Annotated in this window: 9 protein-coding genes; 5 read left to right on the forward strand and 4 right to left on the reverse strand. The window is 36.5% G+C overall.

Going from position 1 to position 13632, the window contains the following annotated elements; translation table 11 throughout:
• Positions 1 to 37: 37 nt before the first annotated feature.
• Genes ACTIEI_RS05410 through ACTIEI_RS05420 form a run of 3 tightly spaced genes read right to left on the reverse strand, consistent with a single transcriptional unit; the run spans position 38 to position 4155 of the window.
• Positions 38 to 3010 (reverse strand): glycoside hydrolase family 3 N-terminal domain-containing protein, encoded by a 2973-nt coding sequence (locus ACTIEI_RS05410; RefSeq protein WP_439505264.1) that lies wholly within the window; start codon positions 3008 to 3010, stop codon positions 38 to 40.
• A gap of 42 nt (positions 3011 to 3052) precedes the next feature.
• The gene (locus tag ACTIEI_RS05415) at positions 3053 to 3457 is read right to left on the reverse strand and encodes a DUF5606 family protein (protein WP_439505265.1); all 405 of its coding nucleotides are present in this window, start codon (positions 3455 to 3457) and stop codon (positions 3053 to 3055) included.
• 53 nt (positions 3458 to 3510) lie between these two features.
• Entirely contained in the window at positions 3511 to 4155 is a 645-nt protein-coding gene (locus ACTIEI_RS05420) for a DsbA family protein (RefSeq protein ID WP_439505266.1), read from the reverse strand.
• 64 nt (positions 4156 to 4219) lie between these two features.
• Here ACTIEI_RS05420 and ACTIEI_RS05425 point away from each other — a divergent pair, with 64 nt between their 5' ends.
• Positions 4220 to 5419, forward strand: a complete 1200-nt coding sequence (locus tag ACTIEI_RS05425) for a DegT/DnrJ/EryC1/StrS family aminotransferase (RefSeq protein ID WP_439505267.1) — start codon at positions 4220 to 4222, stop codon at positions 5417 to 5419.
• Here the strand turns inward: ACTIEI_RS05425 and ACTIEI_RS05430 are convergent.
• A complete protein-coding gene (locus ACTIEI_RS05430; protein ID WP_439505268.1) occupies positions 5416 to 5739 on the reverse strand; it encodes a hypothetical protein in 324 nt (107 codons plus the stop codon). The genes ACTIEI_RS05425 and ACTIEI_RS05430 overlap by 4 nt on opposite strands.
• 47 nt (positions 5740 to 5786) lie before the next feature.
• On the opposite strand from ACTIEI_RS05430, the gene rpoN reads away from it, so the two are divergent.
• From rpoN to ACTIEI_RS05450, 4 genes are all read left to right on the forward strand, one after another.
• Entirely contained in the window at positions 5787 to 7277 is a 1491-nt protein-coding gene (gene rpoN / locus ACTIEI_RS05435; RefSeq protein ID WP_439505269.1) for an RNA polymerase factor sigma-54, read from the forward strand.
• A 9-nt stretch (positions 7278 to 7286) separates the two neighbouring features.
• Positions 7287 to 7988 (forward strand): hypothetical protein, encoded by a 702-nt coding sequence (locus tag ACTIEI_RS05440; RefSeq protein ID WP_439505270.1) that lies wholly within the window; start codon positions 7287 to 7289, stop codon positions 7986 to 7988.
• A gap of 55 nt (positions 7989 to 8043) precedes the next feature.
• Positions 8044 to 10377, forward strand: a complete 2334-nt coding sequence (locus ACTIEI_RS05445) for an efflux RND transporter permease subunit (RefSeq protein WP_439505271.1) — start codon at positions 8044 to 8046, stop codon at positions 10375 to 10377.
• Between the two features lie 106 nt (positions 10378 to 10483).
• On the forward strand, positions 10484 to 13621 hold the full coding sequence (locus ACTIEI_RS05450) for a SusC/RagA family TonB-linked outer membrane protein (protein ID WP_439505272.1): 3138 nt from the start codon (positions 10484 to 10486) through the stop codon (positions 13619 to 13621).
• The last annotated feature ends 11 nt before the right edge of the window (positions 13622 to 13632 follow it).

A 13632-nucleotide genomic window follows, 5' to 3' on the forward strand; every position in this document is an offset into this window, starting at 1 on the left:
TTAATTCTTACTGCGGTATTCACCCATAAATATGATGTTAATTGATAATAGCCTGATAAATGGCCTCCTGGATATTTGGACGCACATTCATTTTTCCAAAAAGGGTATTATTTCTAGTAGGGGTTACCCTATTTGACAAGAAAATATAGATTAATTCATTGTCTGGGTCTACCCAAACACAGGTGCCAGTAAACCCAGTATGTCCAAAAGTATTTAGTGAGACCGATTTTGAAGGGTAGGGATCTTTTCTGCTTAAATTGTCTTTTTCAGGTTTATCAAAGCCAAGACCCCTCCGGCTTGTTGCACTATTGTAAGCGGTAAATTGTTGGATAGTTTCTTTTTTCAAAAATGCTTGACCATTTATGCTGCCTCCATTTAAAAGCATCTGGTATAGTTGTGCTAAGTCATACGCATTGCTAAATAAACCGGCATGACCTGCTATTCCACCAAATAAGGAAGCTCCCTCATCATGCACGTCTCCGCGCATCATTTGCTGTCTAAAGTGCTTTTCTTCTTCAGTGGGCACTAATGAATTTAATGGGAAATATTTTCTTGGTACAAACCCGGTTGTAGTCATTGCAAGCGGGTTATAAAATATTTCTTTACTGTAATCGTGGATATTTTTTCCTGTAACTGTTTCAACTACTTTCGCGAGAAAAATAAAATCATTATCACTATAAATATATTGTCCTGAAGCTGTTAATGGACTAGTTAGAATCCTTTGAAAAATGGTGTCTTGCCAATCGTTTCTTAAGTAAATATTTTCGGCTACACGAACGGAAAATCCAGGTACAGGGCTTTCTCTGAAGTAGGCCGGTAAGGGTTTTCCAGTGGTGCTATCTAATAATTCTTTATAAAAAGTAATAAATGATTTAAGCCCAGCTTCGTGTAGCAAAATATCTTTTAATTTCAAATTGGCCTTATCCGATTTTTTTGTCCAGTCTAAATAATCACCTAATGTTTTTTCTAAATCAACTTTTCCCTCTTCTACCAATTTCATTATTGACACAGTAGTTGCAGATATTTTTGTTACTGATGCTAAGTCATAAATCATTGATGGGTTGATTGGCTCTTTCTTATCTAAATTGGTAAATCCAAATGATTTGTGATAGGCAACTTTACCTTTTCTTGCTACTAATACCACACATCCTGGTACCGCCCCTTTTTCAACTGCATCATTGGCAATGGAGTCTATCTTATTTAGCTTGTTTGCATCTAAACCAGCTTCCCAAGCTTGTACTTTAGGAAAATAACTATTATAGTTAATTGAAGTGCCATAGGTGAGAGACGGTGTAACGGTTACTGGTAAAATTCCTTTCGGCTCATTGCGACCAATTAAAACATCGTATACAGCTTCTTGGGTAATTTCATCGTCTTCATAGCATGCCAATAAGTTGGCTGGATTATTTGAATTAGTCATTGCATATGGATTGCCAAAATACAAAGTGAGTGTATTGAACGATTCTAATGAATTTAATAAATAAACGGAGGCGTTGCTCAACCCAAAATTCTTTGCAGGCCTTCTGCTGTAATTATGCATTCCAACAATCACTAAATCGTAACCAGATGCTTTTATTTTTTTAATTAAAGCATTGGCTGAACTACTATCCGCCTTCTCTGCTGGAATATTATTAGCCATTTTGTCATCCATCAATTGTTTGCCAATTGTTGCCCTTGATCCAAACAAAAAAACAGTCGCATTATAATTATTTTTTAGCTGTATACTTATTGCATTTTCTCCAGGTGCCCCAATTGCGATATATGCTATACGTTGTCCTTTTTTTACTGGAAAGATTTGGTTGTTTTCTTTCTTTAATAGTGTTATGGCATGCTTGCTTAGTAGGGTTCTAATTCGATTGGTTTGAACATTTAAATCGTTTACTAAGTTAGTCGTGTCAATTGGTTTTAGTTTATTGAGCCCTAAGTGATACTTAGCTAATAATATTTTTTTAACCCTAGCATCAATTGACTCCCAGCTTAATCTTCCATTATCAATTGCTAATCTAATGGCAGCAATGGTTCCAGGGATGTCTTCTGGTAAGCAAAGCATATCATTGCCTGCAATTAATGCTGCTACAGAAGCTTCACCAGATGGAAAATACTTGGTGATCCCTTTCATTTCTAATGCATCGGTAAAGCTAAGCCCCTTAAATCCTAATTCATTTCTCAATAAATCAGTAATGCTTTTTTTAGAAAGGGTTGCTGCTAAATTTGCTGTTGTGTCAATTGCAGGTATGTACAAATGCGCAGTCATCATGCTACCTAAACCTGCTTTAATTAAAGCTCTGAAAGGGTAAAGTTCTAACTCATCTAACTGAGCCCTTGATTTATTGATAACTGGTAAATCGTAATGGCTATCTACTGCAACATCTCCATGGCCTGGAAAGTGCTTCCCTGTTGCCATAACGCCCATTTCTTGCATGCCTTGCATATATGCGGTGCCATATAATGCTACTTTGTATTTATCTTCTCCAAAGCTTCGGTCGTTAATAACCGGGTTCATTGGATTATTATTGATGTCTATATCTGGCGCATAGTTTACTTGAATGCCTAATCTTTTGCATTGGTCTCCAACTGCCTTTCCGAATTCATAAATTAATTCGGCATTGTTAACAGCTCCCATCATTAATTGCCTTGGGAAATTAATAACGCTGTCTAGTCGCATGCCTAAGCCCCACTCGCCATCAATACTAATCATCAGGGGTGTTTTGGCTAAAGATTGATAGCGGTTTGTTAGCATTGCTTGTCTCACAGGCCCCCCCTGAAAAAAACAGAGACCACCCACATTGTATTTGCGGATGATCTCTGAAACTTTTTCTACATGATCGGGCCCCAAATTACTGTGAGCCCTAATAATCATTAACTGCGCGATGCGCTGGTCTTTATTTAGTTTGTTAAATTTCTTGTTGACCCACTTAATGGCTTCCGGTGTTTCTTCGTAAAAACGCTGAGCCAATATTGCAGTATTACCAACTACAAAAATTGAAAGAATTAATAACCACTTTTTCATACAACCTGTTTAATAGATTCACAAGGTATGAAATGGTATGGTTTATTCTCCTTCCTCGGGTGCTTCTGTTAATTCAATGGCGATATTATTAGTTTTTAAAATACTGTACCATTTTACCATTTTCTTCATATCACTAGCATATACTCTATCAAAGTCCATATCTGGATAAACCTTTTGAAAATAGGCTTTTACAGCAGCAGGGTCCTTTTCAGATGGCAAAGTTTCAGTGCTGCTTTCCATTGCTTTAAAAACTTCCGCAAGGTTAACGTTTTCTCTTATGGTATAAACTTCAATACTTTCAAGGTGAGAAAAATTATGAATTCTGCTACTTACAAATTTGGTGGTATTATCATCTAACGACTTAACAATAGCGCCATCATTCTTGCTGCTCAACATTTCGAATAAGCCGCTCATTCCAGTAACCGATATCAATTTATTGTATTCCATAGTTCATTTATTGAGGTGCAAAGTAAAGGAAATTGTTTTGGAGAAGCATCCGTTTATTGAATTGATTCTAAAGCCCTATCTAATCTAGCTTTTAAGTCGGCATAAGGAGTGTACCCTCTTGCCAATAAATGGAATTTAGTTTCAGACTCTTGTAATAATACACAGGGGTAGCCAGTAACTTGCAATTGTTTCACCAATGCAAACTCATAATTGGCTTTTTCCTTGTATTCCTCGCTTTTAAGCCTTTCGTAAAAAAGTTCGGGCTGAATGCTGTATTTTTCTAGCAAGTGTTTGTAGGCTTCGTCATCTGTAAGGTCTCTTCCTTCAAAGTGTAATGCTTTTTGTAAATCTGAAGCAAACTCAACCTGCTTCTCAGGATAAAATTCTTTGAAAATGGATAAAGCAATAGCTGGTTTTTCAGAGTTGGGATACCAATCGCTGAGGTCTGGATTATTGATATGCCAAAGATAATCGGGTCCAAAAGTAACGCCAGCGTACTCTTCAACCGTTTTATAGGCAGATTGGATATATCCTGCTGTAGCACTTATATGAACGGGTTCTTCGGGTAAAATCATTCCTCCTGATAAAACCTCTATTTGAAGATCAGCGTATTCATTAGCTATTTGGGTCATTACAGGGCTAAATCCATAACACCACCCACAATAGGCGTCATAGCAATAAAAGAGTATTGGTTTCATAATGCAAATTTAGGAATGGATTCTATAGCTTTGTTATCAGATTTAACCAATAAAATGTTAGAATATGCCTGGTTTTGAACTTTTTGGTGCCGAAGAAAGAAAAGAAGTAAATGATGTACTCGAGACTGGTATTTTGATGCGGTATGGATTTGATGGTCCACGAAAAGGTATTTGGAAGTCACAAGAATTAGAAAAAGCCATTGCAGAAACTTTTGGTTGCGAATATGCTCAATTAACTTCTTCTGGAACTGCAGCTTTAACTACAGCTATGGTTGCTTTAGGTATTGGTGCAGGGGATGAAGTGATTATGCCTTCTTTCACATTTGTAGCTAGTTTTGAAGCTGTTTTAAGTGTGGGAGCAATTCCTGTTTTAGTAGATGTAGATGATACGCTCACCCTGCGTCCGGATGCAGTTAAAAATGCGATTACAGCAAAAACAAAATGTGTGATGCCAGTTCATATGTGCGGTAGTATGGCAGATTTAGACGCGCTTTCAGCCATTTGCACAGAACATCGGTTGATTTTATTGGAAGATGCCTGTCAAAGTATTGGAGGTACTTATAAGGGGAAAGCTTTGGGTACCATTGGTCATGCTGGTACATTCAGTTTTGATTTTGTAAAAATGATTACTTGTGCTGAGGGGGGAGTAGTGATGACGAATGATAAAGCTGTTTATACCAAAGCAGACGGTTATACAGATCATGGCCATGACCATTTAGGGGTAGACAGAGGGGCTGACCTCCATCCATTTATTGGATATAATTTTCGAATCAGCGAATTGCATGCTGCTGTAGGACTGGCTCAAATTAAAAAGTTGAACACATTTCTAGCATTACAGAAAAAAAACAACAAGGCACTTAGAACCTATTTGGAGCAGATACCTGAAGTTAGATTTAGAAGAGTGCCTGAAGGGGGCGAAGATAGCTGTAGTTTTTTGAGCTGGTTCTTGCCAACTGCAGAACAAACACAAGCAGTAGTTGCTGAAATGAAAGCACAAGGAATTTTAGCGGGTAATTTTTATTGGTTTGCAAATAATTGGCATTATATCAGCAAATGGGATCATTTAAAAAACGCAACTACCTTAAGCCGAATTAGCCCTGAGCAAGAAGCTGCATTAATCAAACTTAAATCAACTGTTTTTGCAGAGAGCGATGCTATCATGAGCAGATGTGTTTCTACTGCCATTAGTCTTGTTTGGACAGAAGAGCAAATTCATGAGAAGGGTACTAAAATGGTGGAAGTGATTAAAAAAGTACTTGCTTAATAGGGACTATTTTTTCCTTCTAGCTTGTTTACGTATTCTAAACTGCCTAATCTAAACCTGAAAGGAATTTTCGTTGCTTTCTCTAGCTGTAATTCTTTTTTGCAAAAGAATCCCAATCCCTTCACATAATGATCTGATGGCAAAATTTTAACGGGACGTTGTTTTAAACTATCTAACTTTTCTTGAAAAGTGGAGGATGCAGAAGATGGTTTAAAATATTTAGATAAGTCAGCTGATTCAGTAATAAATTTTGATTGTGCATTAGCAGAAAGCACCATTGTTAGGTATAAATTCACAAACAAACAAATCCTTTTAAGCATCTTATGGTATTAAAACTATGTAAATTTACAGCGTAATATTTTAATGGATGTCACTCGGTCAATCTTTACAACAAAAATTATTGCAGAAACTGTCTCCTCAGCAGATTCAGTTAATGAAGCTATTACAAGTGCCTACTGCCAATTTAGAGGAGCGCATTAAAGAAGAGTTAGAAGAGAATCCTGCTTTAGAACAAGGTGATGAAGGTCATGAAGATGAATACACAGATGAGTTAAAAGATGAATTTGACGGAATGGGTGAAGACGATTCAGACCCTGATGGTAGCGAAGACGATTATGATAGTGTTGATATTAGCGAGTATGTGGTAGATGATGACGGTGAAATAGCAGACTATAAAACGAAGGATGATAATTATCCAGAAATGGATGATCAAAAAGTCATTCCCATTAAATTAGAAACTAGTTTTCATGAGTTGGTCTTGAACCAGCTAGGTATGCTTGAATTAGATGAACGTAGTTATAAAATTGCAGAGCAAATTGTAGGTAGTTTAGACGATGATGGATACTTGCGAAGAGAATTAAGTTCTATTTCGGATGATTTGGCATTTAGACAAAGTTTAATAGTAGAAGAAAAAGAAATTGAAGCCATCATTTTACAAATTCAACAATTTGATCCTGCTGGAATTGCAGCTCGAGATTTAAAAGAGTGTTTGTTGTTACAGCTGAAAAGGAAAACTGATGAGGGCAAAAGTGTTGAATTAGCTGCTCAAATTCTCACTAAATATTTTGAGGAGTTTACTAAGAAGCACTACGAAAAAATTCAAAAAAGTTTAGGGCTGACCGACGAACAGTTGAAGGATGTGATTGGTCAAATCATCAAGCTGAATCCAAAGCCAGGAGGCAATTTGGGTGAAATGAATCAAGCAGAAAATTACATTGTTCCTGATTTTTTTGTTATCAATAATAACGGCTTACTAGAATTAACATTGAATGCTAAAAATGCCCCTGACTTACGCGTAAGTGAAGGGTATAGAGATATGTTAAAGGATTATGAGAGGGGAAGTAAAAAAGATAAACGTCAAAAAGAAGCAGTTCTTTTTATCAAGCAAAAAATCGATTCTGCCAAATGGTTTATTGATATGATTAAACAAAGGCAAGATACTTTGATAGGAACGATGGGGGCAATCATGAAACACCAACAAGAATTTTTTCTAACCGGTGATGAAACTACCATGCGACCTATGATATTGAAAGATATTGCTGAACTAACTGGATTAGATATTTCTACCGTAAGCCGCGTGGCTAATAGTAAATTTGTACAAACTGAATTTGGTACTTACAGGCTTAAATTTTTCTTTAGTGAGTCTTTAAGTACAGAGAGTGGGGAAGAAGTTAGTACACGTGAAGTAAAAAAGATTTTGAGCGATATGATTGAATCTGAAGACAAACACAAGCCTTTAAGTGATGAGGTCTTGACAGAAATGCTGCAGGAAAAAGGATACAATATTGCTCGTAGAACGGTAGCTAAATACAGAGAACAGTTGAATGTACCTGTTGCCAGATTGCGTAAAGAACTTTAATTTTTTTAAATGACATCAGAGTCTATTAATAATCCCTTTAATAAACAACAGGAGCCAATTAATGCATCCTACAATAACCCAAGTTGGCCTGCAGTTGTTAAAGGATTTGCTAAGTTATTTTCCTATTTTTTTCATCCGCTCTTTATACCCACTTACTTTTTTTTATACCTCATGCAGTATTACTCTTTTGAGTTTGCGGGTATCACCGATTGGCAATTGAAATTGAGGTTATTTGGTGTTTTTTGGATGACGGCCTTTTTTCCTGCTTTTGCAGTATTTCTTTTATGGCGACTTAAGTTTAGCGATGGTATTTTTTTGCGCACCCAAAAAGAACGCATCGTGCCATATATTATCACCATGTTTTTTTATTGGTGGATGCATTATTTGAGCCGTAATTTTCCTGATCAGCCAGCTGTCTTAAAGTTCTTTTATACTGGGATTTTTATGAGCTCGGTGGCTGGACTATTGGCTAATAATAACTATAAAATTAGTATGCATGCAATGGGAGTGGGTGGATTTGCGGCGGCTATAATCCTCACTTCAATACATTATCAAAATTTAGATGGAATTGCAATTAGTTTAGCGGTATTCATTGCTGGCTGTATTTGTACAGCCCGATTGATTTTAAATGAACATAATTTGAAAGAAGTGTATACTGGACTTTTTGCAGGTGCACTATGTCAGGCTATTTCATATTACTTTGTAATGTAATATTCCCCTACTTCCTTTGTTTTTTGTTTCTTTGCACCTCATTCAACTTATTTGCATGTGGTATAAGGCAGGGAAAACCATCTTACGTTTTAGAATCAGTTTATTATTTCTTTTGTTTGTTGCAACCGCTTTCATGGCTTGGCAGGCTTCTAAGGTTCAACTGAGTTATGATTTTACCAGAGCCTTGCCTACTGATAATCCAAAATTTATTGCATACCAAGATTTTTTGAAGCAATTTGGTAATGATGGAAATACTGTTGTGATTGGGATTCAAGCCAATCGTTTTTACGAGAAAGACTTTTTTAATGAAGTATATGCATTGAGCCAAAGATTAAAAAAAGTGCCTGGCGTAAATGAAGTGTTGAGTGTACCTGATGCCGTAACGCTGCTAAATGATGCAGAAAAACAACAATTAGTTCCACAGAAAATTTTTAATCCTCCTTACGCAAATCAGGCTGATTTAGATTCGGCAAAATCTACTTTCGAAAATTTACCCTTCTATCGTACGCTTTTATACAATCCTGAAAAAAAAGCCTATTTGTTAGGAGTTACTGTTAATAAAGATTCCATTAACAGCAAATACAGAACGGTAATTGTAAATAATATTTTGAAGGAGACTGGTATTTTTGAGTCGAATACAAAGTCAACATTGCAGATTAGCGGATTGCCTTTTATCAGAACCGTTATTGGGGATAGAATTAAAGACGAAATGAATTGGTTTTTAATTGGATCATTGGTCCTTTCTGCAATCACTTTATTTATTTTTTTCCGGTCTGTTAGTGCAACCATTATGAGTTTGTTGGTTGTTGGTATGGGGGTGATTTGGAGTGTAGGAACCCTTGTTTTATTTGGTTATAAAATCACTTTGCTAACTGCTTTAATTCCACCTTTAGTTGTTGTAATTGGAATACCTAATTGCATTTATTTTTTAAATAAGTACCATACTGCTTATAAGGAAAAAGGAAACAAAGAAGAAGCATTGGTTACCATGGTAGGAAGAATGGGTATTGTTACTTTATTCTGCAATATTGCTGCTGCTATTGGGTTTGCGGTATTTGCATTAACCAAAAGTCAGTTGTTAAAAGAGTTTGGTGCAGTAGCGGGAATTAATATTTTATTATTGTTTTTCATATCCTTGTTTTTTATTCCGCCGGTACTTAGTTTTTTACCTGCTCCAAAAACTAAGCACACCAAATATTTAGATAATGCATTTTTAGCATCCATTCTAGTTAAAATTGAACGTTGGACTTTTCATCATACTAGGATGGTTTATATGGTTACAATCATTGTAACGGTTATTTCCATTATCGGAATTTTTAGAATTAAAAGCGAAGGATTTATTGTAGATGATTTGCCAAAAGCGGATAAAATTTATACCGACCTAAAATGGTTTGAAGACAATTTTGGGGGAGTGATGCCGCTGGAAATTATTGTAGATACCAAAAAGAAAAATGGTTTGATGCGTTCCGTTAAACCAATCGCCGCAATAGATGAGTTCTCTGCTTATTTAGATTCTTCTGAATATACTGCAAGGCCTCTATCATTTGTTGAAGGTTTGAAGTTTGCTAAGCAAGCATTCTATGATGGGGATTCTTTAAGTTATGCTATTCCATACGAGAGTGATCTTGCTTTTATAGGACCGTATTTAAAAGCTAAAAAAGACAGTAGTAGTAAAAGTGATGGCTCAGGTGCTTTTAATAGATTGATTAATAATTTTATCGATAGTAATAAGCAGAAGGCAAGAATTAGTGTGAACATGAAAGATGTTGGTAGTGCTAAATTGCCTGAATTATTGGCCGCATTTGAAGCAAGGGCCAATCAAGTTTTTGATACAGCAACCTATAAAGTGAGTTTTACTGGAAGTAGTGTAAGTTTTTTAGAAGGGTCTAGCTTTATCATCAATGGATTAAAAGAAAGTATTTTTTGGGCTTTCTTACTGATTACGCTTTGTATGCTTTACTTGTTTAAGTCGATGCGAATACTAGTCAGTTCACTTATTCCTAATTTAATTCCATTAATTGTTACAGCAGGGGTCATGGGTTGGGCTGGCATTGCATTAAAACCTTCTACTGTATTGGTGTTTAGTGTGGCATTGGGTATTGTGATTGACGTGACCATTCGTTTTTTAATCAATTACAAACAAGAGCTCCCCGCTCATAATAATCAAGTTAATCCTACATTGATTCACACAATTAGGCATACTGGAATCAGTATCATCTATACTTCGCTGGTTTTGATTGCGGGTTTTGTCATTTTTAGTTTCAGTGATTTTGGCGGAACTAAGGCTTTGGGTTGGCTTACTTCATTAACATTAGTTGTAGGAACTATTACAAATTTGGTATTATTACCTGTTCTAATACTGACTATTTCTGGTAATAAGAAAGGATAATTGGTACTTTATGCGGATAAGTGGATAAAAGTTTTCGATTTGTTGCAGCGTTTTGTATATAAAATCTGCCTAAATTTAACAAATCTTAAACTAAAACTAAACTCGCATGAGAAAACTAGCCGTTTTTTTGACGTGTGCATTGCTATTAGTGGCTCAAGCATACGCTCAAACTGCTCGAACAGTTACTGGTAAAGTAGCTGATGAAAAAGGAACACCCCTCAGTGGTGTTACTGTAAGTGCAGTGGGTGCAAACAAGAATGCACTTACTGACAATGCTGGAAATTTTTCCATTCAAGTTACTGAGAAAGTAAAAACCCTTAGAATTAGTTATGTAGGGTTCGATTCCAAAGATGTAAACATTAATGGGCTTTCTTCTGTATCTGTTAGCCTTAACCAAGAAGACAAGTCACTAAGTGAAGTGGTTGTGGTAGGTTATGGTACTCAAAAAAGAAAAGACCTAACTGGTAGTGTTGCCAGTGTTAAGGGTGCTGCATTGGCAGATAAGCCAACACAAAGTTTTGAACAAGCATTAGGAGGTAGGGCTGCCGGCGTTCAGGTGGTGATACCTAGTGGTGTTTTAAATGCTCCTCCAGTATTAAGAATCAGGGGTGCGAATTCTATTTCATTGTCTTCTAGCCCCCTCATAGTAGTTGATGGTGTGCCAATTTTTGACGGAAACAGCAGTTCTACTAATGCTGCAGGTAACGCTTTGTCATCAATCAATCCTAATGATATCGAAAGTGTTGACGTAGCAAAAGATGCTGCTGCCACTGCTATTTATGGTAGCCGTGCTGCAAACGGTGTGTTATTCATTACTACTAAAAAAGGAAAGTCAGGTCGTTCAAAAGTTACATTAGACAGTTGGGTTGGTTTTAGCAATCCACAAAGACTTCAAAAAGTATTGGATGCTCAACAGTATACCGATTATAAAAATGAAGCTTTGCGTAATGCTGGTACCTTCAACGCTGCAACAAATGCATTTGCAACTACTTTAGGACCAGATGGAAAAATTATTAATACCAATTGGGCTGATATTATTTACAGACAAGGTTTACAGCATAGTAACACTGTAAGTGTATCTGGCGCTAATGAATCTACTAACTATTATTTTTCTGCAGGTTATACAGAGCAACAGGGTATTATCAGAAAAAATGATTTCAAGCGTTTGAGCTTGTTGATGAATATTGACCACAAAGCGGGTAAGTTCTTTACCATGGGAGGCAAGATTCAATATACTAGTGATAAAAACTTAGCTGCTTCTAGTTCTGGTTCTTTGTCTGGGGAGGCATTCAATACCAACGGTATGGGCCGTGTGGCATTGGTTACAGCCCCTAACGTAGGTCCTTATTTAGCAGATGGCTCTTACAACCAGGCCAATGGGCTAATTGGCGTGATGGGTAATAAGTTAGGTCAAGTTGGTTTTTATAATCCACAGATCGCTTTGGATTTAAATAGATCGCATGCATATGGTGAACGTTTTATTAGTAACGTTTATGCTCAATTTAAGCCAGTCAATTGGTTGGCACTAAGAACACAATATGGTCTAGACTACCAGATGATTGACAATGATATTTTCTCTCATCCATTATCTGGAGAAGGTTTCTCTACCACTGGTTCTGCAACCTCTATTTTTAATAAGACTAAGCGTTGGGTTTGGACTACAACTGCGCAGTTTGACAAAGTATTTGCTGAAAGGCACACTGTGAGTGTATTGGCAGGTATTGAACACCAAAAAACAGACAACAGTAGCTATGGCTTAAACCGTGTAACGGTTTCTGATCCTGCGTTTACGAATATTCAGGGTGGTTGGGCTACGCCAAACACATCTGGACTAGGTATTGGAGAAAACTACTTGTATTCTGAGTTTGCTCGTGCGCAGTACAACTTCAGTAGAAAGTATTTTTTAACTGCGAATATTCGTAGAGATGGTGCATCTCAATTAGGTGCAAATAGCAAGTATGGAACTTTCTGGGGTGTTTCAGCTAGTTGGGATGTATTAACAGAAAAATTTGTTCAAAATCTTAAATTGGATCAAGTATTCAGTAGTTTAAGGTTAAGAGCTAGTTATGGTAAAGTAGGTAATATTGGAGGTTTAGGTAACTTTGCTTCATTGTCTACTTATGGTTCTGGTTTATATGGTGGGTTCCCTACAGTTGCATATAGCCAAGCAGGTAATCCTAACCTTACTTGGGAAACAAGTAAGAAAACAGATATTGGTTTAAACTTTGGTTTATTCAATGATCGTTTAACAGCTGAAATTGGTTATTATAATAGTAACAATGATGGTTTATTGTTATTTGTACCACAACCTCCTTCTGCTGGTTTGCCCTCTAACATACCTACCAATATTGGTTCTATGTATAATAGGGGTTTTGAATTTGATTTACGTTATGATGTTATTCAGAAGAAAGACTTTAGCTGGTCTACTTCGTTTAACTTATCAACTAATGACAATAAAGTATTGTCGCTTGCGCCAGGCATTACAAACATCGTTTCTTCAACTAGTGGATTAGAGAATCCTAGTATCACTTTGCCAGGTCAACCAATTGGTATGTTGTTTGTAACTAGAACTGCTGGTGTTGACCCTGCAACAGGTCGTAGAATTTTTATTAATAACCAAGGCCGTCAAGTATTTTTCCAACACGTTGCACCTGCAGGTCAGTCTCGTTTCATGTATGCTGACGGAACTACTGCTCCAACTGTAAGTAGTGCTGATGCTGTGGTTTATAAAAACACACATGCAAAAATATTTGGAGGATGGGAAAATAACATCAGATTCAAGAACTTTGAATTGAATGCTTTGTTTACTTATCAAATGGGTAACTGGTTATATTATGGTACTCAAGCTGGTTTAAGAGATCAGCGTTTTTGGAATAATGAAGTAGGAGTATTAAACAGATGGCAGAAGCCAGGTGATGTTACTGAGTTTCCAAAGCCAGTATTTGGAGACAACGTATCAAACGGATCTTCTTTCCCTCTTGATATTAACGTGTTTAAAGGAGATTTCATTAAGTTAAGAACTTTAACTATTGGATATAATATCCCTAAAACAGTATTGGAAAAAGCTAAAATTTCAAATCTTCGCTTTTATGTTTCAGGAAACAACTTGTTAATACTCACCAAGTATCCTGGTCCAGATCCTGAAGTTTCTTCTAACGGAAATGGTACCACCAACTTTGGTATTGACAGAAATACTGTAGCCAACCAGCGTACTATTACTGTTGGTTTAAATGTTGGATTCTAATTGTTAAACTA

The sequence above is a fragment of the Sediminibacterium sp. genome, assembly GCF_051860225.1.
GTDB lineage: Bacteria > Bacteroidota > Bacteroidia > Chitinophagales > Chitinophagaceae > Sediminibacterium.

What these genes read in the sequence shown, in the direction of transcription:
- ACTIEI_RS05410 (WP_439505264.1), bottom strand. Translation starts at nt 3,010, where the DNA reads ATGAAAAAGTGGTTATTAATTCTTTCAATTTTTGTAGTTGGTAATACT.
- ACTIEI_RS05415 (WP_439505265.1), bottom strand. Translation starts at nt 3,457, where the DNA reads ATGGAATACAATAAATTGATATCGGTTACTGGAATGAGCGGCTTATTC.
- ACTIEI_RS05420 (WP_439505266.1), bottom strand. Translation starts at nt 4,155, where the DNA reads ATGAAACCAATACTCTTTTATTGCTATGACGCCTATTGTGGGTGGTGT.
- ACTIEI_RS05425 (WP_439505267.1), top strand. Translation starts at nt 4,220, where the DNA reads ATGCCTGGTTTTGAACTTTTTGGTGCCGAAGAAAGAAAAGAAGTAAAT.
- ACTIEI_RS05430 (WP_439505268.1), bottom strand. Translation starts at nt 5,739, where the DNA reads ATGCTTAAAAGGATTTGTTTGTTTGTGAATTTATACCTAACAATGGTG.
- rpoN (WP_439505269.1), top strand. Translation starts at nt 5,787, where the DNA reads ATGTCACTCGGTCAATCTTTACAACAAAAATTATTGCAGAAACTGTCT.
- ACTIEI_RS05440 (WP_439505270.1), top strand. Translation starts at nt 7,287, where the DNA reads ATGACATCAGAGTCTATTAATAATCCCTTTAATAAACAACAGGAGCCA.
- ACTIEI_RS05445 (WP_439505271.1), top strand. Translation starts at nt 8,044, where the DNA reads ATGTGGTATAAGGCAGGGAAAACCATCTTACGTTTTAGAATCAGTTTA.
- ACTIEI_RS05450 (WP_439505272.1), top strand. Translation starts at nt 10,484, where the DNA reads ATGAGAAAACTAGCCGTTTTTTTGACGTGTGCATTGCTATTAGTGGCT.